The sequence below is a fragment of the Pelomonas margarita genome, from assembly GCF_043555875.1.
Lineage (GTDB): Bacteria > Pseudomonadota > Gammaproteobacteria > Burkholderiales > Burkholderiaceae_C > Pelomonas > Pelomonas margarita.
Window position 1 is genome coordinate 396,346 of sequence record NZ_JBIGHW010000001.1, and the last position, 23,861, is coordinate 420,206.

Below are 23,861 nucleotides of genomic sequence, written 5' to 3' on the forward strand. Positions count from 1 at the left end.
CGCACCGAAAGTAATTTGAAGGATCCCCACATGGCCGTGACTACCGTCGCCCAATTCGCTGCCGAGCTGAGCAAGCCGGCGAGCACGCTGCTGGAGCAGCTGCAAGCCGCGGGCGTCAAGAAGTCTTCCGTCGACGATTCGCTGAGCGAGTCCGACAAGGAACGCCTGCTCGACCACCTGCGCAACGCCCACGGCACCGGAGGTGCCGAGCGCAAGAAGATCACGCTGGTCAAGAAGTCGACCACCGAGATCAAGCAGGCCGATGCCTCCGGCAAGGCCCGCACCATCCAGGTCCAGGTCAAGAAGACGCGCACCTTCGTCAAGCGTGACGACGAGGCCACGGCAGGGCCCGACGATGCCGAGCTGCTGCGCCGCGAGGAAGAGGCTCACGCTCAAGCTGCTGCGCTGCGTGCGCAGGAGGAAGAGCTGGCGGCCAAGGTGAAGGCCCGCGAGGAAGCCGAGCGTGCTGCTCGTGAAGCGGCCGAAGCCCGCCGTGCTGCCGAGCAGGCTGCAGCCGAGGCTGCTGCTGCAAAGGCGGCCGAGGAAGCTGCAGCGGCCGCTGCTGCAGCCGCAGCTGCGGCAGCCGCCAAGCCGGTCGGCAAGTCCGCTGACGAGCAGGCCGAGGCCCGCCAGCGCAGCGCCGCTGCTGCGGCTGCGGAAGCTGCTGCCATCAACCGCGCGGCGGCCGCCAAGCGCGCGCCCAAGGCCGCGCCGGCACCGGAGCCCGTCGTGGCTGCTGCGCCGCCGGCGCCCGAAGCCGCTGCGGCACCGGTGGCAGCACCAGCCCCGGCTCCGGAGGTTGTCAAGCCTGCGCTGCGCGTGGTGAAGGCCGTCGATGCGGCAGCTGAAGAGAAGCAGAAGCAGGACGACCTCGCCCGCCGCCGCAAGGCCGCCGAGGACGAGGCCGCCAAGATCCGCGCGATGATGAATGCGCCCAAGAAGGTGCTCATCGCGAAGAAGCCCGAAGAGCCCAAGCCCGCCGAAGGCGCTGGCATCAAGGGCACCATCCACAAGAAGGCGGGCGCTCCGGCGCCGGCCGCTGCCGCGCCGAGCGCTGGCGCCGGCAAGCCGGGCGACAAGAAGTCGGTCAAGTCCGAGAAGCTGTCGTCCAGCTGGGCGGACGACGCCGCCAAGAAGCGCGGCCTCAAGACCATCGGTTCCGGCCCTGCCGGCGCCGGCCGCCCGGGCGGCGGTGGCAACTGGCGCGCGCCTGCCCGTGGTGGCCGTGGTGGCCGCAGTGGCCGCGACGACGGTGGCTCCAACTTCACGCCGCCGGTCGAGCAGCAGACCATCGAGGTCCACGTGCCCGAGACCATCTCGGTCGCCGACCTGGCGCACAAGATGTCGGTCAAGGCTGCCGAGGTCATCAAGCAGCTGATGAAGCTGGGTCAGATGGTCACCATCAACCAGCAGCTGGACCAGGAAACGGCCATGATCCTCGTCGAGGAAATGGGCCACAAGGCGATGGCCGCCAAACTGGACGATCCGGACGCCTTCCTCGAAGAAGAGGGTACCGCCGCCGAGCAGCAGCACGAGTCGCTGCCGCGCGCGCCGGTCGTCACCGTCATGGGTCACGTCGACCACGGCAAGACCTCGCTGCTGGACTACATCCGCCGCAGTCGTGTGGCCGCAGGCGAAGCCGGCGGCATCACGCAGCACATCGGCGCGTACCACGTGGAAACCCCGCGCGGCATGATCACGTTCCTGGACACCCCGGGTCACGCGGCCTTCACGGCCATGCGGGCTCGCGGCGCCAAGGCGACGGACATCGTCATCCTTGTTTGCGCGGCCGATGACGGCGTCATGCCGCAGACCAAGGAAGCCATCCACCACGCGAAGGCCGCTGGCGTGCCCATCGTGGTGGCGATGACCAAGATCGACAAGCCGGATGCCAACGCCGAGCGCGTGAAGAGCGAGCTGGTGGCCGAGCAGGTCGTGCCGGAAGAGTTCGGTGGTGATTCGCCGTTCGTGGGCGTGTCGTCCAAGACCGGCCAGGGCATCGACGACCTGCTGGAGCAGGTGCTGCTGCAGGCCGAAGTGCTGGAACTCAAGTCGCCGGTGGAATCTATGGCCAAGGGCCTGGTCATCGAAGCCAAGCTGGACAAGGGCCGCGGCCCGGTCGCGACCGTGCTGGTGCAGAGCGGCACGCTCAAGCGCGGCGACGTCGTGCTGGCCGGTTCCACCTATGGCCGCGTGCGCGCCATGCTGGACGAGGACGGCAAGGCCACTACCGAGGCTGGCCCGTCAATCCCGGTGGAAATCCAGGGCCTGACGGAAGTGCCGCAGGCCGGCGACGAGTTCATGGTGCTGTCCGACGAGCGCCGCGCCCGCGAGGTCGCGACCTTCCGTCAGGGCAAGTACCGCGACGTCAAGCTGGCCAAGCAACAGGCTGCCAAGCTCGAGAACATGTTCAACGAGATGGGCGAGGGCCAGGCCCAGGTGCTGCCGCTCATCGTCAAGGCCGACGTGCAGGGTTCGCAGGAAGCGCTGGCCGCCTCGCTGCTCAAGCTCAGCAACGCCGAGGTCAAGGTGCAGATCGTCCACGCGGCGGTCGGCGGCATCAGCGAGTCCGACGTCAACCTGGCCATCGCGTCCAAGGCGGTCATCATCGGCTTCAACGTGCGTGCCGATGCCGGTGCGCGCAAGCTGGCCGAAGGCAACGCCGTGGACCTGCGCTACTACAGCATCATCTACGACGCCGTGGACGATGTGACGAAGGCGATGTCCGGCATGCTGGCGCCCGAGCAGCGCGAGGAAGCGCTGGGCACGGCCGAGATTCGCGTCGTGTTCGTGGCCTCCAAGATCGGCACGGTGGCCGGCTCCATGGTCACCAGCGGCCTGGTGCGTCGCAACGCGCGCTTCCGCCTGCTGCGGGACAACACGGTCATCTACACCGGTGAGGTCGAGTCGGTTCGCCGCGAGAAGGACGACGTACGCGAGGTCAAGGAAGGCTTCGAGTGCGGTATCAAGCTCAAGAACTACAACGACATCAAGGAAGGTGATCAGCTGGAGTTCTTCGAGATCAAGGAAGTGGCCCGCACCCTCTGATCCTCCGTACCGAGGGTGAACCCCGCCCCTCGGGGCGGGGTTCGTTCTTTCAGGAGACCGCACCATGAGACACAAACGCGCCATCCCCAACCGCAGCTTCCGCGTCGCCGACCAGATCCAGCGCGATCTGGCCGAGCTCATCCGCGAGCTGAAGGACCCGCGCATCGGCATGGCGACCATCAGCGCCGTCGAGGTGACGCCCGACTACGCCCACGCCAAGGTGTTCTTCTCGGTGCTGATCGGCGAGCCGAAGGAGACGCAGGAGGCGTTGAACGAGGCCGCCGGCTTCCTGCGCAACGGCCTGTTCAAGCGCCTGCAGATCCACACCGTGCCGACGCTGCACTTCCAGTTCGACCGCACCACCGAGCGTGCGGCCGAGATGAGTGCGCTGATCAGCAAGGCCAACGCGACGCGCGCGGCCGACAACGGCGAGGAAACGAATGACTGAGCCGGGCGTCAACGCCGAGCCGACCGAGGCGGCGCGCCCGCCCCGGGTGCGCGTGCAGCGCCGCCCGCTGCATGGCGTGTTGTTGCTCGACAAGCCGCTGGGCCTGTCGAGCAACGACGCGCTGCAAAAGGCCAAGTGGCTGCTGCGCGCCGAGAAGGCCGGGCACACCGGCACGCTCGACCCGCTGGCCACCGGCCTGCTGCCGCTGTGCTTCGGCGGCGCCACCAAGTTCAGCCAGCTCAGCCTGGACGCCGACAAGCGCTACCTCGCCACGCTCGCGCTGGGCGTGCGCACGACGACCGGTGATGCCGAAGGGGAAGTGCTGGAGCGGCAGGCCGCCGACCACATCACCCGCGAGCAGGTCGAGGCGGCCAGCCGCGCCTTTGTCGGCGAGATCGACCAGATGCCGCCGATGTACTCGGCACTCAAGCATGAGGGCAAGGCGCTGTACAAGTACGCGCGCCAGGGCATCGAGATCGAACGCAAGAGCCGTCGCGTGACGATTCATGCCATCGACATCGTCGCCATGCACCCTGGCACCGTGACGCTCGACGTTCGCTGCACCAAAGGCACCTACATCCGCACGCTGGCCGAAGACATCGGCGCGGCGCTGGGTGTGGGCGCGTCGCTGGCGGCGCTGCGCCGCACCGGCTCCGGCGGCCTGACGCTCGCCGGCGCCGTCACGCTGGCGCAGATCGAGGCGCTGCCCGACGACCAGCGCGCGGGCCTGCTGACCTCGCCCGACTGCCTGTTGGCCGACGCGCCCGAGCTGCGCCTGGACATGCCAGACGCCGTGCGATTCCTGTCTGGCCTGCGCCGCCGCGTCGAAGCGCCGGATGCCGAGCGCGTGCGCGTCTACGGCCCCGAGCCGCGCGCCTTCCTCGGCAGCGCCCACATCACCTCTGGCGAACTGATCGCCGACCGCCTGTTGACCCCACCGGAGGTCCAGGCTCTGCTGGAGAAGCCATGAACGGCTCCCCCACGCCCGCTCATCCCGCGGCAATGCCGCCACTCAGCGTTGCAAATGCTCGCCGTAGCCCCGCTACGGCTGTGCTTTGCGCCTTGATTGGCAGCATCGCCGCAGGCTGCTCGGCCGCGCGGGAACCATTCACAGCTTCCGCCTGATCCGGTTTTTTGAGAAGCATCACCATGACCACCCCGATCCGCAACATCGCCATCATTGCCCACGTCGACCATGGCAAAACCACCATGGTTGACCAACTGCTGCGCCAGAGCGGCACGTTCGCCGACCACGAGAAGGTCGTCGACACCGTGATGGACAGCAATGCCATCGAACGGGAGCGCGGCATCACCATCCTGGCCAAGAACTGCGCGGTGTCGTGGGGCGGTACGCACATCAACATCGTCGACACGCCCGGACACGCGGACTTCGGCGGTGAAGTCGAACGCGCGCTGTCCATGGTGGACGGCGTGGTGCTGCTGATCGACGCCCAGGAAGGCCCGATGCCGCAGACCCGCTTCGTCACGAAGAAGGCGCTGGCGCTGGGTCTCAAGCCCATCGTCGTCGTCAACAAGGTCGACAAGCCCGGTGCCAAGCCCGACGCCGTCATCAACGCCGCGTTCGACCTGTTCGCCAACCTCGGCGCCACCGACGAGCAGCTGGACTTCCCGGTCGTCTACGCCTCCGGCATCAACGGCTGGACCTCGCTGACTGAAGGCGCGCCGGGCGAGCAGTGGGGCCCCGACATGTCGGCCCTGTTCGACACGGTGCTCAAACACGTGCCGGCCCAGTCGGGCGACGCGAGCGCCCCGCTGCAGCTGCAGATCTCGGCACTGGACTTCTCCACCTTCGTCGGCCGCATCGGCGTGGGCCGTATCAGCCAGGGCACCATCAAGCCCGGCATGCAGGTCGCCGTCATGGAAGGCCCGGACGGCAAGAGCGTCAACGGCCGCATCAACCAGGTGCTGACCTTTCACGGCCTGGACCGCGTGCAGGTCACCGAAGCCGGCCCGGGCAACATCGTGCTGATCAACGGCATCGAGGACATCGGCATCGGCGTCACCGTCACCAGCGTGACCGACCCGGCACCTCTGCCGATGCTGAAGGTCGACGAGCCGACGCTGACGATGAACTTCTGCGTCAACACGAGCCCGCTGGCCGGCCGCGAAGGCAAGTTCGTCACCAGCCGCCAGATCTGGGACCGCCTGCAGAAGGAACTGCAGCACAACGTGGCGCTGCGCGTCTCCGAGACCGATGAAGACGGCATCTTCGAAGTCTGCGGCCGCGGCGAACTGCACCTGACCATCCTGCTGGAAAACATGCGCCGCGAGGGCTACGAGCTGGCCGTCTCCAAGCCGCGCGTGATGTTCAAGGACATCGACGGCGTGAAGAGCGAGCCGATGGAGCTGGTGACGGCCGACGTCGAGGAAACCCACCAGGGCGGCGTCATGCAGGCGCTGGGCCTGCGCAAGGGCGAGATGCTGAACATGGAGCCGGACGGCAACGGCCGCGTGCGCCTGGAATACCGCATCCCCGCGCGTGGCCTGATCGGCTTCGCCAACGAGTTCATGAACCTGACGCGTGGCTCGGGGCTGATCTCGTCGATCTTCGACGGCTACGAAGCCCACAAGGGCGAGATCGGCGGCCGTAAGAACGGCGTGCTGATCTCGATGGACGAAGGCGAGATCTTCACCTACGCGCTGGGCAAGCTGGACGACCGCGGCCGCATGTTCGTGAAGCCCAACGACCCGGTCTACGAAGGCATGATCGTCGGCATCCACAACCGCGACAACGACCTGGTCGTCAACGCGACGCGCACCAAGCAGCTGACCAACTTCCGCGTCTCCGGCAAGGAAGACGCGATCAAGATCACGCCGCCTATCGACCTGACGCTGGAATACGGCGTGGACTTCATCGACGACGACGAGCTGGTCGAGATCACGCCGAAGAGCGTGCGGATCCGCAAGCGCTTCCTCACTGAAAACGAGCGGAAGCGTGCATCTCGCGCTTGAGCGCGAGCCACACGCTCCCGCCCGTTTTCCGCGCGTTGCGCGGTTGAATGCTTAGCTCCCCCCAGCCCCCCTCCGAGAGGGTGGCTCTAGCCAGTTGATTGCCCGCGCCCCGAAAGGGGCGCTCTGCTGTGAGCCACCGAAGCGCTGTTTTGCTGATGCTGCTGGTCACGCTGATGTGGAGCTCGGCGGGCGTCGTCACGCGGCATCTGGAGGCGGTGCGGGGCTTCGAGATCACGTTTTGGCGCAGCGCGTTCAACGCGCTGGCACTGGTCGTCATCCTGGGCTTCATGCGGGGCAGGGCGCTGCTGCCGGCGCTGTGGGGCGTGGCGGTCTGGGCGTCTGGGCTTTGTTGGGCCGTCATGTTCACGGCCTTCATGGTGGCGCTGTCGCTGACCAGCGTGGCCAACGTGCTGGTGACCATGTCGCTGGGGCCGCTGCTCACCGCGCTGTTCGCCCGCTTCTTCCTGAACCAGCACATCCCGGCGCGCACCTGGGCCGCCATCGTCGTGGCCGGCATCGGCATCGCCTGGATGTTCGGTCAGCAGGCTGGCGCCGGTGGCAGCCTCTTGGGCGTGCTGGTGGCGCTGGGCGTGCCGCTGGCGGCTGCGGCCAACTGGTGCCTGTTGCAGAAGGTGGGCCGGCGCGGCGGTGGCGCCGACATGCTGCCTGCCGTCCTCATCGGCGCCCTCATCTCGATGGTGGCGACGCTGCCGTTGGCCTGGCCGCTGCAGGCCGGCGCGCACGACCTGGGCCTGCTTGCCTTCCTCGGCGTCTTCCAGCTCGCCATTCCCTGCCTGCTGGCCGTGCGCCTGGCGCGCGAACTGCCCGGCCACGAGATCGCGCTGCTGGGCCTTGCCGAGACGCTGCTGGGCGTGCTGTGGGCCTGGGCGTTCGCGGGCGAACACCCTGGCAGCGCAGCGCTGATCGGCGGTAGCCTCGTGCTGCTGGCGCTGATCGCCAATGAGCTGCTGGCGCCGTCTTCCGAATCCTCTGTCACCAAGACCGCATGAACGACCTCATCCCGCCCCTCGTGTCCGATGGCCAAATCCTGGCCGAGGTCAATGGCTGCCTGGGCCTCATCACGCTCAACCGGCCGCAGGCGCTGAACGCGTTGTCGCTGGCCATGGTGCGCGACATGGTGGCGCTGCTTACGCACTGGGCTGCCCGCCCCGAGATTCAGGCCGTGGCCGTGCTTGGCGCCGGCCGCGAGGGCAAGCCGCCGGCCTTCTGCGCCGGGGGTGACATCCGCTTCCTGCACCAGGCCGCGCTCGCCGGTGACCCTGCGCTGGACGCCTTCTTCACCGAGGAGTACCGGCTCAACCACCTGATCCACACCTACCCCAAGCCCTACATCGCGTTGATGGACGGCATCGTCATGGGCGGTGGCATGGGCATCAGCCAGGGCGCGCGGCTGCGTGTGCTGTCCGAGGCCTCGCGGCTGGCCATGCCGGAGACCGGCATCGGCCTGTTCCCTGACGTCGGCGGTGGCTGGTTCCTGGCTCAGTGCCCGGGCCATGTCGGCGAATGGCTGGCGCTGACCGGTGAGGCCATCACGGCCGGCGATGCCATCGAGTGGGGCTTGGGCGACGTCTTCGTGCGCACCGAGCACTGGCCAGCCCTGCTGGAGGAGCTGCGCCGCGGCGGCCAGCCCAGTGCCGAGCACGTGGTGGCTACCATCATGGAGCGGGTCGAGCTGGCTCCCGAGCCGCGCGCCGCTGCGCCGGGCATCGACACGCATTTCGGCCAGCCCAGCGTGGCGGCCGTCCTCGCCTCGCTGGCCCAGGCGGGCGACGACGACTGGGCCCGCCGCACGCATGACACGCTGCTCAAGCGCTCGCCGCTGATGATGGCCGTCACGCTGGAACTGGTGCGGCGCGGCCGCACGCTGAGCCTGGCCGACGACCTGCGCCTGGAGCGCGACCTTGTGCACCACTGCTTCCACCTGCGCGGCGCTGCACGCAGCGAGACGGTGGAAGGCATCCGCGCGCTGGCGGTCGACAAGGACCACAGCCCGCGCTGGCAGCCCGCGCGCGTGGCGGAGGTCGATGCCGCCGAGGTGGCGGCGTTCTTCGTGAGCCCCTGGGCCCCTGCGGCGCATCCGTTGAAGGACTTGGCGTGACCGCCGCGCTGGCGCCTGCGGCCAGCGCGGGTGGCCACGCCGCAGCCCCAGCTCGGCATGCCTACAACCTCGGCTTGCAGGGCATGCGTGGCATTGCCATCCTGCTGGTGCTGCTCAACCATGCCGAGGTGCCAGGGTTCCATGGCGGCTTCATCGGGGTCGACGTTTTCTTCGTCATCTCGGGCTACCTGATCGGCGGCCTGCTGCTGCGCGAGCTGCAGGCCACCGGCCATATCGACCTGTGGGCCTTCTACGCGCGCCGTGTCCGGCGCCTGCTGCCCGCGGCGGTGCTGCTCATCCTCGTGGTGTTGCTGGGCATCCGGGTCCTGTATGCACCCCATGAGCAGGACGAACTCCTGTCCTCGGCCCGCGCTTCGGCGTTGTATGCCGCCAATCTCTGGTTCGCCAGCCGGCCGACCGACTATTTCGGCGGCCATACCGAGGCCAACCCGCTTCTGCACCTGTGGTCGCTGGCCGTCGAGGAGCAGTTCTACCTGTTCTGGCCGCTGCTGATGCTGGCTGTCTGCCGGGGGCTTGGCGGTGCGGATCCGCGCCGCCGCGTCATGGTCCTCATCGTGGCAGCCAGTGCGATGAGCCTGGTGGCCTGCATCGTGGTGTCACTCGTGCACTTCAAGTACGCGTTCTTCCTCACGCCCATGAGGGTGTGGGAGTTCGGGGCGGGCATGCTCGTGGCCATGCGGCCGGGCTGGTCGCGCTCGCTGAGCCCTGCCGCCCTGCGGGGTGTGACGCTGCTTTCCCTGGCTGCGCTCGCTGCGGCCAACCTGTGCTTTGACGGCAGCCTGCAGTTCCCCGGCTTCTGGGCTGTCATTCCGGTGGCGGCATCGGTCGGGCTGTTGCTGGCTGCGGAGCGTGGCCAGGACTCCTGGGTGGGGCGCCTGCTTGAGGCGCGCCCGCTGCGCTGGGTGGGGGACTGCTCCTACTCGGTCTACCTCTGGCATTGGCCCGTGCTCATTGCCGCAGCCGTCTGGACCCCCACGTCCGGGCCGCTGTTGCGTGCCTCGCTCGTGCTGATCTCGGTGCTTCTGGGCTGGCTGTCCTATCGCGGCGTCGAGCAGATGTTCATGCGGCGCCTGTGGCAAGGCGCCTCGCCCGTACGCGTGATGCTCTTCGGCGTGGGCGCCTGCCTGGCGGTGGCCGGTGCTGCGCAATGGATGCGCGGCCACATCCACAAGGGCGGGGAGGACGCGTCCTACGTGCAGGCCTCCAAGTGGCAACTGGTCGATTCCTCCGGCTGCCTCGTGCTTTTCGATGCCGTGGACCAGCCGCCCTGCGAGTTCGGGGACACCACCTCGGCGACGACGATGGTGCTCTTCGGCGACTCTCATGCCGCCCAATGGCTCCCGGCCCTGGAGACCTTGGCCAAGGCCCAGGGCTGGCGCCTGGTCGCCCTCACCAAGGCCGTGTGCCCTTCGGTCGATACCCATGTCGACTTCTACGTCACGCGCTCCCGCTTCGCGCAGTGCGAGCAATGGCGCGCGCGCATGTTCGAGCGCCTGGAGCGCCTGCGCCCCCAGATGATCGTCATGGCCAGCTCGGCGGGTTACCGCGATGTGGAACTGGCGCGTTGGGAGGCCGGCCTGGCCAGTACCGTGAAGCGTCTGCAAGGCCTGGGCAGCAAAGTCGCCTACATCCGCGACACCCCGCACACCGGGCTGGACGTGCCCACCTGCTGGGCTCGCGTGGCCTGGTGGGGCTGGGTGCCGCCAGGGGCCTGCACTTATTCGACCGCTGCGCATGACGAACGGTTCGCTGCGCTGGCCGAAGCCGAGGCCCGCGTGTCGGCCAGCCTGGGCGCCGTCTACATCGACCTCTCCGACGCCATCTGCACCACCGAGCGCTGCCCCACGCGCCATGGCGATACGCTCATGTTCCGCGACCGCACGCACCTGAGCGAACTCTTCGCACGCGTGCTCGCGCCGCAGCTCGCTGAACGGCTGCTGCCCCTGGTGGCCAGTGCCGTACCGGCGTCGGCGGCTGACCGCTGATGGCCCCGACGGCAGGGCCGGGCGCATGAGCGAGGGACAATCGATGGCGATGTCTGCCCCTGCTGTTTCTCCCTGGCGCCTGTCCGTTGCACCGATGATGGACTGGACCGATGCTCATTGCCGCTATCTGCATCGCCTCATCACGCGCCACGCGCTGCTGTACACCGAGATGGTGACCACCGGCGCGCTCATCCATGGCGACCAGGGCCGGCACCTCGACTTCAATGCCGAGGAGCACCCGGTCGCGCTGCAGCTGGGCGGCAGCGAGCCGCAGGATCTGGCCGCCTGCGCGAAGCTGGCCGAGCGCTGGGGCTATGACGAGGTCAACCTCAACTGCGGTTGCCCCAGCGAGCGTGTGCAGAAAGGCGCGTTCGGGGCCTGCCTGATGAACGAGCCGCAGCTGGTGGCCGATGGCGTGAAGGCCATGCGCGATGCGACGACGCTGCCCGTCACCGTCAAGCACCGCATCGGCATCGACAAAAACGAAAGCTACGACTTCGTGCGCGACTTCGTCGGCACCGTCGCAGCGGCGGGCTGCGAGGTGTTCATCGTGCACGCCCGCAACGCCTGGCTGCAAGGACTGTCGCCGAAGGAAAACCGCGAGATCCCGCCGCTGCGTTATGAGATCGTTGCCCAGCTCAAGCGCGACTTCCCGCAGCTCACCATCGCCATCAACGGCGGGCTGAAAACGCCCGACGAGATCGCAGCCCAGCTGGCCGTGGTGGATGGCGTCATGGTGGGACGCGAGGCCTATCACGAGCCCTGGAGCATGGCGCAGTGGGACTCGCGCTTCTTCGGCCAGCCGGACCCGGCAGCCGATCGCGAGCAGGTGGAGGCGCAATGGCTGGGCTACCTGGACCGCCTGCATGCCGCTGGCCGTTCGTGGCCGCACGCGATGCGCCATGCGCTCGGCCTGTGGAACGGCACGCCCGGCGCCAGGCGCTGGCGCCAGGTGTGGAGCGATCACCGCCTCAAGGGCCTGCCGCCGCGCGAGGTGGCCGCGCAGGCCACGGCCGCCCGGCTGGGTGGCCTGGTGGCCGCGCAAGGGGCTTGACGGGTTTGCCCGAACTCGCTGAACTGCCCGCGCGCCCGGCCGATGAGCCGTTGGGCTGCACGGTGTTCGACACCACGCTGGGCCCCTGCGGCATGGTGTGGAGCGGGCAAGGCATCGTGGCCTGCCGTCTGCCGCCCGTGACGCTGGCGCAGCTGCAGCAGTGCTTCCCGCTGGCGCAGCCCTGTGCGGCCTTGCCGGCAGCGGTGGCTGAGGCCATCGCCGGGGTGCAGGCCCTGCTGGCCGGCCATCCGGTGGACCTGGGTCACGTGCGGCTGGACGAGCGCGGCATTCCCGCCTTCCGCCGCCAGGTGCATGCGCTGACACGCGCCATCCCGCCCGGCCAGACGCGCACCTACGGCGAGCTGGCCATGGCGCTAGGCCAGCCCGGTGCGGCGCGCGCGGTTGGCCGCGCTGAAGGGGCGAACCCGTTCGCGCCCATCGTGCCCTGCCATCGCGTCATTGGCGCCCCCAATCCTGCCGCGCGTCGCCCTGCTGCCCGAGGCGGGCAGGGCGACGCGCTCACCGGGTTCTCGGCACCCGGCGGCATCGAGACCAAGCGGCGCCTGCTGCTCATCGAGGCGCGCGCCGTCGGCCAGCTGGCCGGTGATCAGCAGCCCTTGTTCTGACCTCGGCTGTCGCGCCGACAATCGCTGCATGTCTTTTGCCACCCTGGGCCTGTCGCCCGCCCTGCTGCGCGCCGTGCGTGACCAGGGCTACCACGCCCCCACCGCCGTCCAGGCGGCGGCGCTCCCCCCCATCCTGGCCGGTGCCGATGTGCTGGCCCTGGCCCAGACCGGCTCGGGGAAGACGGCCGCCTTCGTGCTGCCGCTGCTGCAGCGCTTGGTGGCGTCACCGCCCCGGCCCGGGCCGCGCGCGCTGGTGCTGGCGCCCACGCGCGAGCTGGCCGTGCAGACGGCCGGACTGCTTCGCGAGCTGGCGGCGCGCCTGCTGCACCGGCCGCGCATCGCGCTGGCATTCGGCGGCGTCTCCATCAACCCGCAGCTGATGGCGCTGCGCGGCGGCTGCGACGTGATGGTGGCCACGCCGGGCCGGCTGCTGGACCTGCTGGACCACAACGGCCTCACGCTGGCCGGCGTGGAATGCCTGGTGCTGGACGAAGCCGACCGTCTGCTCGGCCAGGGCTTTGCCGACGAGCTGCAGCGCGTGCTGGAGCAGCTGCCGGCGCGGCGCCAGGCGCTTCTGTTCTCGGCCACTTTTCCGCCCGCCGTCGAGGAGCTGGCCGGCCAGTTGCTGCGCGAGCCGGTGCGTATCCACATCGAGGAAGCGCCGCCGCAGATCACCCAGCGCGCCGTGCAGCTGGACCGCGCCCAGCGCCTGCCCGCCCTGCGCCAGCTGCTGAGCGACCAGGGCTGGGCTCGCACGCTGGTATTCGTGGCCAGCCGCTACACGGCGGAGCTGGTGTCCGACAAGCTGTTCGCCCATGGCTTCAAGGCCGGCGTTCTGCATGGCGAGCTGAGCCAGGGCGCGCGTGCCGACGTGCTCGCCGCGTTGAAGGACGGCAGTGTGACGGTGCTGGTGGCCACCGACGTCGCCGCGCGTGGCCTGCATGTGGACGCGCTGGAGGCTGTCGTCAACTACGAGCTGCCGCGCTCCGCGGCGGATTACACGCACCGCATCGGCCGCACCGGCCGCGCGGGCGCCCAGGGTGTGGCCATCAGCTTCATCTGCGCGGACAGTGCCGAGAACGCCGAGAGCCATTTCCGCCTCATCGAGAAGCGCCAGGGCCAGCGCGTGCCGCGTGAGCGGATGGCCGGCTTCGAGCCCCAGGCCGTGGCCACCGAGGCGCAGGCCACGGGCGGCATCAAGAGCACCACCCGCAAGAGCAAGAAGGACAAGCTGCGCGAGGCCGCCGCCCGCGCCGCAGGGGACACCGATGGGCATTGAGATCGAACGCAAGTTCCTCGTCGCCGGTGACGGCTGGCGCCAGCAGGCGGCGAGCCAGACCCGCTTCAGCCAGGGCTACCTGAGCCGCGACCCGGCTCGCACCGTGCGCGTGCGCGTGGCCGGTGAGCGCGCCTTCCTGACCATCAAGGGCGCCACGACCGGGGCGACGCGCGCCGAGTTCGAGTACGAGGTACCGGTAGCCGATGCGCAGCAGCTGCTGACGCTGGCCGACGGGCCTGTCGTCGAGAAGATCCGCCACCTGTGCGAGATCGGCGGCATGACCTGGGAGGTGGACGAGTTCCTCGGCGCCAACGCCGGTTTGGTGGTGGCCGAGATCGAGCTGCAATCCGAGGCGCAGGCTTTCACGCGGCCCGGCTGGTTGGGGGCGGAGGTCACGGGTGACGCCCGCTACGTCAACGCCAACCTGGCCGTGCAGCCCTACGGCAGTTGGCCCGTCGCGTAGCGCTGAGAGCCGCTGCGCGTTCCCCGCAGTTGTGGTGACCGTCGCCTCGCGGCAGCATGGGCGCCATGTTGAACATGCCGCTTGCGAACCGGGCCCGTGCCCGCTGGCTGCTGGCCTTGCTGGGGGGGGCGCTATGGCCGGGCCGCACGCGTGCCGCCGGGGTGGCGGCGCTGCGGGTGGTCAGTGGCGATCTGCCGCCGTTCGCCGTCCAAGGACAGCCTGAGCGACCCGGCGTTTTGGTCGACCTGGTGGAGCAGGTGCTCAGGCGCTGCGGGCAGCCGGTCAAGGTGGAGTTCTTCCCCTGGGCCCGCGCCCGGGCCATTGCGGCTGCTCAGCCGCGCGTGGCCATCCTGCCGTTGACGCGCACGCCGGAGCGTGAGGGCGCCTTCCAGTGGCTGCTCAAGCTGTATGTGCAGCACTTCGTGTTCATCAACCGCAGCCGGTTCCCGCCAGTGACCAGCCTGGAGCAGGCCCGGCAGCTGCGGCTGGTGGTGCTGCGTGGCTCTCCCAACCTGGCACAGCTGCAGCGCCACGGCTTCACGCCCAGCCTGCTGATGCAGGCCAGCAGCGTGGACGACATGCTGCGCATGCTGGAGCGCGACGTCGTGGATGCGCTGTACGGCGGCGACCTGGTCTGCATGGACAAGGTGCGCGCCAGCGGCCGCATCCCCGGGGACTTCCAGGTCGGGCTGGCGCTGGACTCGGGCGACGTGTGGCTGGCCGCCAGTGGCGGCTTCAGCGAGGCCGAGCAGGCGGCGCTGCAGCAGGCCCATCAGGCACTGCTGCGCGAGGGGGGCGTGGAGCAGTTGTTCCGCCACTACGGCCTGCGGCCTCGCGTGGAAGACCTCCGCTAGCTGTTGCAGCGCTGCGGTCAGGCTGTCGCAGGCGCTGAGGAGGCTTTGTGGCCGTGTGGCTGAGACGTTGCTGAGACGGTCGCACGCTACGGTGTTCGCGATCTCCTACATGAGGCGTCGCGATGCACACGTTTTTTTCTGATCTCGGTCGGCTGTTCCGTCGGCACACACCCGGCTGGGTCCTCTTGTTTGCCACCCTTGTGCTGTCGGCCTGTGGCGGTGGCGGAAACGCCGAAAGCACACCGCCCACTGCCGTCGTCACCACTGTGCAGGCCGCCGGCACCGTGGTCGACGACCAGGGTTTCCCGCTGGCGGGCGCCACCGTGAAGGTGTTGTCGGCCAGCACCGCGGCCGGCACCACCCAGACGATTCAGACCGACGCCAACGGCCAGTTCGCGCTGACGTTGGACGTGGCCACGCCTGCCGTGTTGCGGGTGGACAAGGCGGGATACACGGCCGGCTTCCAGGCCGCCCCCGCCGCCGCCGACAACGCCCAGGTGGCGCCCCGCATGGTGCTGCTGCCCGTGGCCAGCACGCAGAGTTTCGACCCCACGCAGGCCGCGGTGCTGCGTGTGCCTGGTTCGGCCGCCCGCGTGGAGCTGGCCGCCGGCAGCTTGGTGCGCGCCGACGGACAGGCGCCCAGTGGCAGCGCCACCGTGGCGCTGACACCCATCGACCCCAGTGCCGACATCGCCCGCATGCCCGGCCTGTTGGTGGACGCCACCAGCGGCGAGCCCATCGAATCGCTGGGTGCGCTGACGGTGAACTTCAGCGACGCCACCGGTGCCGCGCTGAACCTGGGCAGCGGCAAGGCCGCCACCATCCGCATCCCGGCCACCGCGGCCGCGGGTGCCAACGGCAGCCTGCCGGCCAGTTTTCCGCTGTACCACCTGAACGAAAGCAGCGGTCGCTGGACGCGTGAAGGCACGGCCACGCTGAAGACCGACGCCGCCACCGGCGCGCCTTACTACGAAGGCGTGGTCAGCCACTTCAGCACCTGGAACGCCGACCAGGTGTGGAGCCGCAGCTTCATCGACCTGACCACCACCACCACCGGCACGCGCTGCACCCTGACGGCCCTGAGCCAGGTCTGGGCCTTCGGGGTGGACTACAACGGCAGGTCTGCCACCAACGGCGAGACGCTGCCCGTGCGCGCACGCTCCCAAGTACGGCTGCAGCTGCTGGACAGCCGCGGCCTGGTGCTGGACACGTTGACCCTCAGCAGCGGCGCCGCCGGTGGCACCGAGCGACTGCCGCGCTGCCTGGTGGCCCCGGCCTCGGTACGGGTGACGGGCCGTGTGGTACTGGGCAGTGGCTCGCTGGCCAACTACCGCGTGCAGATCAGCGGCGAGCGGGCCAGCACCGTCACCGTGCCCGTGCAGACCGACGGCAGCTACGCCGTGGACGTGCCCCAGGGCGCAGGCCTGCTGCGGGCCCGCCTGGTGGCGGCGCTGGACTACGGCACGCCTGACACCACGGTTACCACCCAGGTCGCCACGGCCGCCACCACCTTCCCCGACCTGGTGGTCAACGACAGCCGCTTCACGCTGCAAGGCTGCGTGCAGGGCTGGGCCGAATACCGCCGCAACGCCGTGCTGGTCAGCGTGTTCCGCGGCAGCGAGCGCCTGGGCCCGCCACAGATGCTGCAAAACAGCAGCCCGAACTTCCAGTTCAGCAACCTGCCCTTGAACAGCACGCTGTCGCTGCGTCTGACCCCGGCCGACCCCACGCTGGCCGAGGCCCGCACTGAGCTGGTGGTCGGCGCCACCGCGCCCGCGCTGAGCTCCTGCCTGAGCCTGCCCCTGGCGCCCAGCGTGGCCATCCAGGCCAGCAGCAATGGGCTGACGGTGAACTACGCCGCCCAGCTCAGCGGCGGCGAGGCCAGCCCCGCCATCACTGGCCACGCCTGGACCTTCGGCGACGGCGGCACCGGCAGTGGCAGCACCGTCAGCCACACCTACACCACCGCAGGCACCTACACCGTGACGCTGACGGTGACCGACGCGCTGGGCCAGATGGCCACGGCCAGCCTGAGCCAGACCGTGTCGGCCCAGGTCAGCACCCTGCCGCCGGCCCGCAGCATCGCCGGCGGCGACGGCCACGCCTGCGCCAACACGCTCAGTGGCGGCCTGAAGTGCTGGGGCTTCAACAGCACAGGCCAGCTGGGCAACGCCAGCAACACCAACAGCAGCACGGCGGTGGACGTGTTCGGCCTGGAGACGGGCATCGTCAGCGTCGCCACGGCGGCCTACTCCACCTGTGCGCTGAACCAGGCTGGGGCCGTGCACTGCTGGGGCCTGAACGGCTCTGGCCAGGTGGGCGACGGCAGCAACGTGAATCGCAGCACGCCGGTGGCGGTGTCGGGCCTGGGCAGCGGCGTGGTGGCCATCAGCGCAGGCTGGGAACACATGTGCGCGCTGACCAGCGCTGGTGCCGTGAAGTGCTGGGGCGCGGGCAGCAACGGCCAACTGGGTCAGGGCAGCATCGCCAACAGCCGCACGCCGGTGGACGTGGTGGGCCTGTCCTCGGGCGTGCTCGCCATCAGCACCGGCGCCTACCACAGCTGTGCGCTCACCAGTGCTGGCGCGGTGCGGTGCTGGGGTGGCAACTTCAGCGGCCAGCTGGGCAACGGCACCACCACCAACAGCACCGCGCCCGTGGCGGTGCAGGGCCTGGAGGCCGGCGTCGTGGCGCTGGACGCTTTCGGCGAACACAGCTGCGCCATCACCAGTGCACGCGGGCTGGTTTGCTGGGGCCTGGGCCTGTCGGGCCAGTTGGGTCAGGGCAGCAACACCAGCAGCAGCGTGCCGGTGGCTGTTTCTGGCCTGGGCAGTGGTGTGGCCGCGGTGAATGCGGGTTCGTACCACACCTGTGCGCTCACGCAGGCCGGCGCCGTGTTGTGCTGGGGCTTCAACAGCAACGGTCAGCTGGGCAATGGCAGCACCACCCGCAGCAACGTGCCGGTGGCCGTCACAGGCCTGGGCAGTGGCGCCGTGGCCATCGGTGCGGGCAGCAACTTCAGCTGCGCACTCACCCCCAGCGGCGCCCAGTGCTGGGGCTTCAACAACGCCGGCCGCCTGGGCGACGGCAGCACCACCGACCGCAGCACACCAGTGACGGTGGTGAACTTCCAGGCGGTGGAGCCGAAGTGAGGGGCGGGGCGGGGCGTCGTGTCGCGGGTGTCAGCTGCCGATGGGATGTCGTTGAGCCGGACCCTTGTTGCCGGCCCGATGCTTGCGGTCACCCTTGCGCAGCGTCACGACGTCGATCCACCGCCACACGTGCAGCGGCAAACGCGGGGGACTCACCAGGGCGCTTCGCCTTCAATCATGGGTTCGGTGGACAGGGCAGCCGGTGTCGGCGCAGCCGCGGCAGGCGCTGTCCCCCCGGCGGCAAAGTCATGCTCGCCGCCCAGGCCTTCGATGAGCGCCGGGATCAGCCCGCTCAGTTCGCCGGTGGCCAGCGCCATGTCGGCGTCGAAGGCCTCGTCGCCGCTGGCCTCCGGGCGCCCCTCGAACGCCAGGTCCAGGAAGCTGATCTTCTTGATCGCAAAGCCCTCGGTCAGCGTGAAGGCCACGCGTTCCTTGTAGCTCAGCGCCAGGCGCGTGGGCATCTTGCCGCTGGTCAGATGGGCGCGTACCTCGTCGATGTCCAGCGGGTGGCGGGCGTAGCGCACGACGGGCTTCTCGTCGTCACTGCCCTTGAGCTCGCACTCGCGCTCGATGTTGAAACCCTCGGGCGTCACGCCGTCCAGCAGCCACGCGGCCATGCAGGCAGCCGGGCTCTCGGCGGTCTGCACCAGTTGCAGTGACAGCCCCGGGCTGGCCTGGATCAGCAGCGTGATGACCTCGTCGGCGCGGCTGCTGGAGCCAGCGTCCACGAACAGCAGGCCCTGGCCCGGCGCGATCCACACCTGCGTGGCCGAGGTCTTGGTGAAGGCGCGCGGCAGCAGCTCGTGCTGGGCTTGTTCCTTCAGGTCCTTCTTGGCCTTCTTGCCGGGCTTGCGGCCGGTGGTTTCTTCGATGTGCTCGGCCAGCTCGTCCACGCGCTCCTGCACGACGGAGGAGGGCAACAGCCGGGCCTCGCGCTTGAGCTTGATGAGCCAGTGGCCGTCGATGACCTCGACGAGCGGCGCGTGCTCGACGCCGCGCGGCGGCGCCCAGCCCACGGCCAGCGGCTGGGTGGGGGCGCAAGCCAGGAAGGGTTCCTTGGCGAGTTGCTCGGCGAGCTGGGCGGCGTCGGTCTGCCAGCCTTCGCCGATGCGGTAGGTGATCAGGTTCTTGAACATGGCGCTTGAGAAACGAGAAGCCCGCCGGTGGCGGGCTTCGTGGATGGGCTGTGCCGCATTGTCTCAGAGGGCGGCTGCGGCGCCGGGCTCAACCGGCGTCCAGCACCTGGCGCAGCAGTCGCTCGAACACCTCGACTGACTGGCCGCCTTGGATGAGGTGGCGCTGGTTCACGACGATGGCGGGCACCGAGTGGATGCCCTGGCGCTGCACCTCGGCCTCGGCGGCGGCGACGTCGGCGTCGTAGCGCCGGCTGGCCAGCAGCTCGCGCGCACCGGCTTCGGGCAGGCCGGCGGCTACGGCGATGTCCAGCAGCACGGCCGTGTCCGACACGTCCCGGCCTTCGCTGAAATAGGCCTTGAGCAGCGCAACCTTGAGCGTGCGCTGCGTGGCGTTGCCCAAGGCCTCCTCGGCCCAGTGCAGCAAACGGTGAGCGTCGCGGGTGTTGACGATGCGGCTGCGTGCCTCCATCGCGAAGTGAAAGCCCAGCTCGGCGCCGCGCTCGCGGATGGCCTGGCGGGTGCCGGCCAGCTGCGCCGGGCTGGCGCCGTACTTCTCGGCCAGGTGTTCCTCGATGTCCTGGCCGTCGGGGCCCATGCCCGGGTTGAGCTCGAAGGGGTGGAAGTGCAGGTCCAGCGTCAGGCCCGGAATGCGGGCGGCAGCGGCCTCCAGCGAGTACAGGCCGATGGCACACCAGGGGCAGACGACGTCGGAGATGAAATCAATGCGCATGAGCAGGGCAGGCAGCGTGGCGGGCGCCGAATTCTGCGGCCTGCGCGCAAGCCCATACAGTCCCGGGGGCCGGCCCGCATCGCCTACCGTGCGGGCCCTGCCACGGAGAGCCCTGCATGTCTGACAACGCCGCCACCCCCGCCGCCACCGCCTATGTGCCGCCCCAGGTCTGGACCTGGGCCCAACCGAGCGGCGGCCAGTTCGCCAACATCAACCGGCCGGTGGCCGGCGCCACGCATGAGCAGGCGTTGCCGGTGGGCCGGCATCCGTTGCAGCTCTACTCGCTGGGCACGCCCAATGGCCAGAAGGTCACGATGATGCTGGAAGAGTTGCTGGCGCTGGGCCATGCCGGTGCCGAGTACGACGCCTGGCTGATCCGCATCAATGAGGGCCAGCAGTTTGGCAGCGGCTTCGTCGAGGCCAACCCCAACTCCAAGATCCCGGCGCTGGTGGACCGCAGTGCGGGCGCCGAGGTGCCGCCGGTGCGGGTGTTCGAGTCCGGGGCTATCCTGGTCTATCTGGCCGAGAAGTTCGGCAACGCGCTGCTGCCTGCCGGCGGCGCGGCGCGTGCCGAGTGCCTGAGCTGGCTCTTCTGGCAGATGGGCAGCGCGCCCTTCTTGGGCGGCGGCTTCGGCCATTTCTATACCTACGCGCCGACCAAGCAGCAGTACCCCATCGACCGCTACGCGATGGAGGTCAAGCGCCAGCTGGACGTGCTGAACCGTCTGCTGGCCGAGCGCCGCTACCTCGCGGGCGAGGCCTACACGGTGGCCGATATCGCCACCTGGCCCTGGTATGGCGCGCTGGTGAAGGGCCAGCTGTACGGCGCGGGCGAATTCCTGTCGGTGCACGAGTACCCGCACGTCATCCGCTGGGCCGACGAGATCGCCGCGCGCCCGGCAGTGCAGCGGGGGCGCAAGGTCAACCGCACCTGGGGCGAGCCGCACAACCAGCTGCACGAGCGCCACGACGCCAGCGACTTCGCGCTCAGGACGCAGGACAAGGCGCTGGAAGGCGGCGCGGCGTGATCACGTTGTACGACTGCGCCACTGCGCCCAGCCCGCGCCGGGCGCGCATCCTGCTGGCCGAGAAGGGGGTACCGCACGCAACGGTGCAGGTCGACCTGAAGAGCAGCGAGCAGCTGGGCGAGGACTTTCGGCGCATCAACCCGCAGTGCACGGTGCCGGCGCTGGTGACCGAGGAAGGCCCCGTGTTGACGGACAACGCCGCCATCGCGGCCTACCTGGAGGCGCGCTTTCCCGAGCCGGCGCTGCTGGGTCGCACGCCGCTGGAGAAGGCCGAGATTGCCGGCTGGCAGGCCCGCATCGAGCAAGAGGGCCTGATGGCGATTGCCGAGGGCTTTCGCAACGGCAGCCCGGCCATGGCCGGCCGTGCGCTGACCGGGCCGGCCGACTACGCGCAGATCCCGGCGCTGGCCGAGCGCGGCGTGGCGCGCGCACGGACTTTCTTTGCGGCGCTGGACGCGCACCTCGCGGGGCGTGACTTCATTGCGACCGGGCGCTTCAGCCTGGCCGACATTACGGCCGTCGTCGTTGTGGACTTCGCGCGCGCCATCCGGCTCAGGCCGGTAGACGAACACGCCGAGCTGCGCCGCTGGCGCGAGGCGATGCAGGCGCGCGGCACCATGGGCTGAGCAGCAGCAGTCGGTCCAGCACCGCACCCAGCGCTACGCCGATCGTGTAGGCCAGCAAGTCCGGGGCGTGGAAGGTGCTGCCCAGCACCAGATGGCCCGGCGTTGTGTGGCGCAGTGCGTTCAGCCAGTCGGGTTGCCAGAGTTGGCTGAACTCGACCGCAAACGAGGTCGCCAGCGCCGCGACGGCCACCCGCGCCACCGACCAGCCCGGTCGGGCCAGCGCGATCAGCAGCAACACCAGCAGCGCCCACAGCGCGTCGCCCGGGTAGGGGCCGATCGCGGCCGGCAGCAACCCAGGGTGGGCACGTGATGCGAGGCCGGAAGTGATGACCAGTGGCACCAACAGGGCGTAGGGCAGTCGTCTCCTGCGCATCAGCGCCTCGCGGCCTGTTCCTGTGCGACCACGGCCGGCAGCAGGTAGGGCCGGTCCTGATCGAAGAAACTGCTGTCGATGTTGGTGTTGGGCAGGTGGATGAGGCGCAGCCGGCGGCTCGCCAGCAGCTTCAGGCTGTCGCCGAAGAAGCGCTGGAACAGCCGGTCCAACTGCCCGTTCGCATAGGCCTTCTTCAGCCCGTAGGCCAGGCGCTGGGCCAGCTGTGGCTGGTGCTTCGCCACGAAGAAGTACATGGGCATGTAGGTGAACACGGCGAAGTCGTCTACGACGAACAGGCCGGGTTGGCTGGCGCTCTGGGCCTGCAGCTCGGGTCCGACCTCGTAGATGCTGCGCATCAGCAGCTGGAAGCGCCCGGCGCGCAGCATGGGGATCAGCGTCGCATGCGCGCCGCCGTAGACGACTTTGAAGCCGCCTTGCTGCAGCAGCGTGGCGGTGGACCAGCCGGGCCCCTGGCCGATGCTCAGCGCGCGCAGGTCATGGGCGTTGCGCACCGCGGCGTAGGCCGACCGCTCGCTGTCGCGGCCCAGGAAGAAGCGGAAGCTGGCCAGCCCGCGCATGATGGGCACGCGCACCGGCAGCGCGCCGTCCAGCCACTCCTGTGTGGGCATGGCAACGGCCACCGACAGGTGGCCCTGCTGCAGCTCGGCGAGCTGGCGGCGGATGACGGTGTCCTCGCGCTGCTGCACCAATTGGTAGGGGCCGTAGCGGTCGCTGGAGAGGTGCAGCGCCAGCGCCAGCAGCTGGTCGGCATAGGCGCGGTGTGGCGCCTCGCGCTCCATGTAGGGCAGCGTGACGACCAGCGGCGCCGGCGGCGCGGCGAGCCCGGCCATGGCGGCATCAGCCAGCGCGGCCAGCAGCGCCAGCCCGCATGCCCATGTCCGCCGCCGGGCGTGCATGGCTCAGGGCAGTTGGCGGTCGCTGGGGCGGGCCAGGTAGAACCACTCGGTGCCCGGCTGCGACTTGACGTTGGGGAACACGATGCGCCCCGCGCCCGGCGCCAGCACCGCCTCACCGCTGGCGCGCGTGCCGATCAGCTGGCCGGTTTCGATGGCGTCGAAGCTGGCCCACTCGCGGGCGAACTGGTCACCCATGTCCTCACGGTCGATGACGTCGTGCAGCTGCAGCACCTCGGGCGGCTGCGCAGGGCGGTGGGGTTCGACCGCGCTGGCGTCCAGCATGCCCAGGAACACCAGCGTGCGCAGGATGGCCAGGCGCGCCACCTCTGGGCCGTTCGGATCCAGGTGCTGGCCGCATTCCAGCGTGATGGCCCAGCCGCCGGTGGAGCGCATGTACTCCGTGGTGCCGACGCCGTAGTGCGGGTCGGAGATCAGCGACGCGCGGCGCGAGCCATCGTGGCTGCGCTGCTGGCGCCGGGCGATGCCGAGGGCGTAGGTCGACAGCCAGCCCTCGACGATGCGCGTCACGCCCAGGGCGGCGGCCAGCGCCGACTCGGTGGCTTCCTGCGCGAAGGGCTCGAGCTCGCCGCTGTTGTTGCGCGGGCCGATCATCGCGAACGCCGGGCCGTTGCCCTGGAAGCTGTGCAGGTCCAGGATGCCGTTGTGCTGCGCGATCAGCGGGCACAGCACTCGGGCGATGCGATCCTCGAAGTCCTGCGCGACGACCGGCGGGCGCAGGTTGCGGTTGAGGTTGCGGTCGCCCTCGCGGCGGTTCAGCTGGTGGGCCAGCGGGTTGACGATGGGCACCAGCGTCAGCGTGCCGCGCCGCAGCGTCAACTCTCCCGCGTCCAGCTGCCGCATGATCTCGGCCATCGCGCGGGTGCCGTGGATCTCGTTGCCGTGCACGGCGCTGGTGACAAGCAGGCGCGGGCCGGGCTGCAGGCCGGCGTATTGATGGATGCGGAGGTGGGTGGGCGTGCTGGACATGGCGGTCGGGGCGTGAGCAGTGAGGAGCCGTGGCGGCATCCG

20 protein-coding genes are annotated in these 23,861 nt (G+C 69.7%); 15 read left to right on the top strand and 5 right to left on the bottom strand.

The window, feature by feature from the left end; all coding sequences use genetic code 11:
* Positions 1-30 precede the first annotated feature (30 nt).
* The 13 genes from infB (at position 31) to ACG0Z3_RS01900 (ending at position 18,022) form a co-directional block, all read left to right on the top strand.
* Positions 31-3,048 (top strand): translation initiation factor IF-2, encoded by a 3,018-nt coding sequence (gene infB, locus ACG0Z3_RS01840; RefSeq protein WP_394394768.1) that lies wholly within the window; start codon positions 31-33, stop codon positions 3,046-3,048.
* A gap of 64 nt (positions 3,049-3,112) precedes the next feature.
* Positions 3,113-3,496 carry a 30S ribosome-binding factor RbfA gene (rbfA, locus tag ACG0Z3_RS01845; RefSeq protein ID WP_394394770.1) on the top strand — a complete coding sequence of 128 codons (384 nt, stop codon included), beginning with the start codon at positions 3,113-3,115 and terminating at the stop codon, positions 3,494-3,496.
* Positions 3,489-4,466: a tRNA pseudouridine(55) synthase TruB gene (gene truB / locus ACG0Z3_RS01850; protein ID WP_394394772.1), complete on the top strand. Its 978-nt coding sequence runs from the start codon at positions 3,489-3,491 to the stop codon at positions 4,464-4,466. Before rbfA ends, truB begins: the two co-directional genes overlap by 8 nt.
* Positions 4,467-4,645: 179 nt before the next feature.
* On the top strand, positions 4,646-6,469 hold the full coding sequence (typA, locus tag ACG0Z3_RS01855) for a translational GTPase TypA (RefSeq protein WP_394394774.1): 1,824 nt from the start codon (positions 4,646-4,648) through the stop codon (positions 6,467-6,469).
* A gap of 128 nt (positions 6,470-6,597) precedes the next feature.
* Positions 6,598-7,479: a DMT family transporter gene (locus ACG0Z3_RS01860; RefSeq protein WP_394394775.1), complete on the top strand. Its 882-nt coding sequence runs from the start codon at positions 6,598-6,600 to the stop codon at positions 7,477-7,479.
* Entirely contained in the window at positions 7,476-8,588 is a 1,113-nt protein-coding gene (locus ACG0Z3_RS01865) for an enoyl-CoA hydratase/isomerase family protein (protein ID WP_394394776.1), read from the top strand. The genes ACG0Z3_RS01860 and ACG0Z3_RS01865 overlap by 4 nt, the downstream gene beginning before the upstream one ends.
* A complete protein-coding gene (locus tag ACG0Z3_RS01870) occupies positions 8,585-10,594 on the top strand; it encodes an acyltransferase family protein (protein ID WP_394394777.1) in 2,010 nt (669 codons plus the stop codon). The genes ACG0Z3_RS01865 and ACG0Z3_RS01870 overlap by 4 nt, the downstream gene beginning before the upstream one ends.
* Positions 10,595-10,688: 94 nt before the next feature.
* Entirely contained in the window at positions 10,689-11,648 is a 960-nt protein-coding gene (gene dusA, locus ACG0Z3_RS01875) for a tRNA dihydrouridine(20/20a) synthase DusA (protein WP_394394779.1), read from the top strand.
* Positions 11,645-12,274, top strand: coding sequence for a methylated-DNA--[protein]-cysteine S-methyltransferase (locus ACG0Z3_RS01880; protein ID WP_394394780.1), 630 nt, complete (start codon positions 11,645-11,647; stop codon positions 12,272-12,274). The genes dusA and ACG0Z3_RS01880 overlap by 4 nt, the downstream gene beginning before the upstream one ends.
* Before the next feature lie 28 nt (positions 12,275-12,302).
* Positions 12,303-13,553, top strand: a complete 1,251-nt coding sequence (locus tag ACG0Z3_RS01885; protein ID WP_394394782.1) for a DEAD/DEAH box helicase — start codon at positions 12,303-12,305, stop codon at positions 13,551-13,553.
* Positions 13,543-14,016, top strand: coding sequence for a CYTH domain-containing protein (locus ACG0Z3_RS01890; RefSeq protein WP_394394783.1), 474 nt, complete (start codon positions 13,543-13,545; stop codon positions 14,014-14,016). Before ACG0Z3_RS01885 ends, ACG0Z3_RS01890 begins: the two co-directional genes overlap by 11 nt.
* 65 nt (positions 14,017-14,081) lie before the next feature.
* On the top strand, positions 14,082-14,870 hold the full coding sequence (locus ACG0Z3_RS01895) for a substrate-binding periplasmic protein (RefSeq protein ID WP_394394784.1): 789 nt from the start codon (positions 14,082-14,084) through the stop codon (positions 14,868-14,870).
* Between the two features lie 185 nt (positions 14,871-15,055).
* Positions 15,056-18,022, top strand: a complete 2,967-nt coding sequence (locus ACG0Z3_RS01900; RefSeq protein ID WP_394394785.1) for an RCC1 domain-containing protein — start codon at positions 15,056-15,058, stop codon at positions 18,020-18,022.
* A 152-nt stretch (positions 18,023-18,174) separates the two neighbouring features.
* Here the strand turns inward: ACG0Z3_RS01900 and ACG0Z3_RS01905 are convergent, their stop codons facing one another.
* Positions 18,175-19,158 carry a recombination-associated protein RdgC gene (locus tag ACG0Z3_RS01905; protein WP_394394786.1) on the bottom strand — a complete coding sequence of 328 codons (984 nt, stop codon included), beginning with the start codon at positions 19,156-19,158 and terminating at the stop codon, positions 18,175-18,177.
* A gap of 88 nt (positions 19,159-19,246) precedes the next feature.
* Positions 19,247-19,888: a DsbA family oxidoreductase gene (locus tag ACG0Z3_RS01910; RefSeq protein WP_394394788.1), complete on the bottom strand. Its 642-nt coding sequence runs from the start codon at positions 19,886-19,888 to the stop codon at positions 19,247-19,249.
* Between the two features lie 116 nt (positions 19,889-20,004).
* Here ACG0Z3_RS01910 and yghU point away from each other — a divergent pair, with 116 nt between their 5' ends.
* Both yghU and ACG0Z3_RS01920 read left to right on the top strand, forming a co-directional pair.
* Positions 20,005-20,916, top strand: a complete 912-nt coding sequence (gene yghU / locus ACG0Z3_RS01915) for a glutathione-dependent disulfide-bond oxidoreductase (RefSeq protein WP_394394790.1) — start codon at positions 20,005-20,007, stop codon at positions 20,914-20,916.
* Positions 20,913-21,542, top strand: a complete 630-nt coding sequence (locus ACG0Z3_RS01920) for a glutathione S-transferase family protein (RefSeq protein ID WP_394394792.1) — start codon at positions 20,913-20,915, stop codon at positions 21,540-21,542. The genes yghU and ACG0Z3_RS01920 overlap by 4 nt, the downstream gene beginning before the upstream one ends.
* Here ACG0Z3_RS01920 and ACG0Z3_RS01925 read toward each other — a convergent pair.
* Genes ACG0Z3_RS01925 through ACG0Z3_RS01935 form a run of 3 tightly spaced genes read right to left on the bottom strand, consistent with a single transcriptional unit; the run spans position 21,469 to position 23,819 of the window.
* Positions 21,469-21,915 (bottom strand): ribosomal maturation YjgA family protein, encoded by a 447-nt coding sequence (locus tag ACG0Z3_RS01925; protein ID WP_394394794.1) that lies wholly within the window; start codon positions 21,913-21,915, stop codon positions 21,469-21,471. The two genes, ACG0Z3_RS01920 and ACG0Z3_RS01925, sit on opposite strands and share 74 nt — an antisense overlap.
* Positions 21,915-22,832, bottom strand: coding sequence for a hypothetical protein (locus tag ACG0Z3_RS01930; protein ID WP_394394796.1), 918 nt, complete (start codon positions 22,830-22,832; stop codon positions 21,915-21,917). The genes ACG0Z3_RS01925 and ACG0Z3_RS01930 overlap by 1 nt, the downstream gene beginning before the upstream one ends.
* 3 nt (positions 22,833-22,835) lie before the next feature.
* A complete protein-coding gene (locus tag ACG0Z3_RS01935; RefSeq protein ID WP_394394798.1) occupies positions 22,836-23,819 on the bottom strand; it encodes a succinylglutamate desuccinylase/aspartoacylase family protein in 984 nt (327 codons plus the stop codon).
* Positions 23,820-23,861: the final 42 nt, after the last annotated feature.

What these genes read in the sequence shown, in the direction of transcription:
- infB (WP_394394768.1), top strand. Translation starts at nt 31, where the DNA reads ATGGCCGTGACTACCGTCGCCCAATTCGCTGCCGAGCTGAGCAAGCCG.
- rbfA (WP_394394770.1), top strand. Translation starts at nt 3,113, where the DNA reads ATGAGACACAAACGCGCCATCCCCAACCGCAGCTTCCGCGTCGCCGAC.
- truB (WP_394394772.1), top strand. Translation starts at nt 3,489, where the DNA reads ATGACTGAGCCGGGCGTCAACGCCGAGCCGACCGAGGCGGCGCGCCCG.
- typA (WP_394394774.1), top strand. Translation starts at nt 4,646, where the DNA reads ATGACCACCCCGATCCGCAACATCGCCATCATTGCCCACGTCGACCAT.
- ACG0Z3_RS01865 (WP_394394776.1), top strand. Translation starts at nt 7,476, where the DNA reads ATGAACGACCTCATCCCGCCCCTCGTGTCCGATGGCCAAATCCTGGCC.
- dusA (WP_394394779.1), top strand. Translation starts at nt 10,689, where the DNA reads ATGATGGACTGGACCGATGCTCATTGCCGCTATCTGCATCGCCTCATC.
- ACG0Z3_RS01885 (WP_394394782.1), top strand. Translation starts at nt 12,303, where the DNA reads ATGTCTTTTGCCACCCTGGGCCTGTCGCCCGCCCTGCTGCGCGCCGTG.
- ACG0Z3_RS01890 (WP_394394783.1), top strand. Translation starts at nt 13,543, where the DNA reads ATGGGCATTGAGATCGAACGCAAGTTCCTCGTCGCCGGTGACGGCTGG.
- ACG0Z3_RS01895 (WP_394394784.1), top strand. Translation starts at nt 14,082, where the DNA reads ATGTTGAACATGCCGCTTGCGAACCGGGCCCGTGCCCGCTGGCTGCTG.
- ACG0Z3_RS01905 (WP_394394786.1), bottom strand. Translation starts at nt 19,158, where the DNA reads ATGTTCAAGAACCTGATCACCTACCGCATCGGCGAAGGCTGGCAGACC.
- ACG0Z3_RS01910 (WP_394394788.1), bottom strand. Translation starts at nt 19,888, where the DNA reads ATGCGCATTGATTTCATCTCCGACGTCGTCTGCCCCTGGTGTGCCATC.
- yghU (WP_394394790.1), top strand. Translation starts at nt 20,005, where the DNA reads ATGTCTGACAACGCCGCCACCCCCGCCGCCACCGCCTATGTGCCGCCC.
- ACG0Z3_RS01925 (WP_394394794.1), bottom strand. Translation starts at nt 21,915, where the DNA reads ATGCGCAGGAGACGACTGCCCTACGCCCTGTTGGTGCCACTGGTCATC.
- ACG0Z3_RS01930 (WP_394394796.1), bottom strand. Translation starts at nt 22,832, where the DNA reads ATGCACGCCCGGCGGCGGACATGGGCATGCGGGCTGGCGCTGCTGGCC.
- ACG0Z3_RS01935 (WP_394394798.1), bottom strand. Translation starts at nt 23,819, where the DNA reads ATGTCCAGCACGCCCACCCACCTCCGCATCCATCAATACGCCGGCCTG.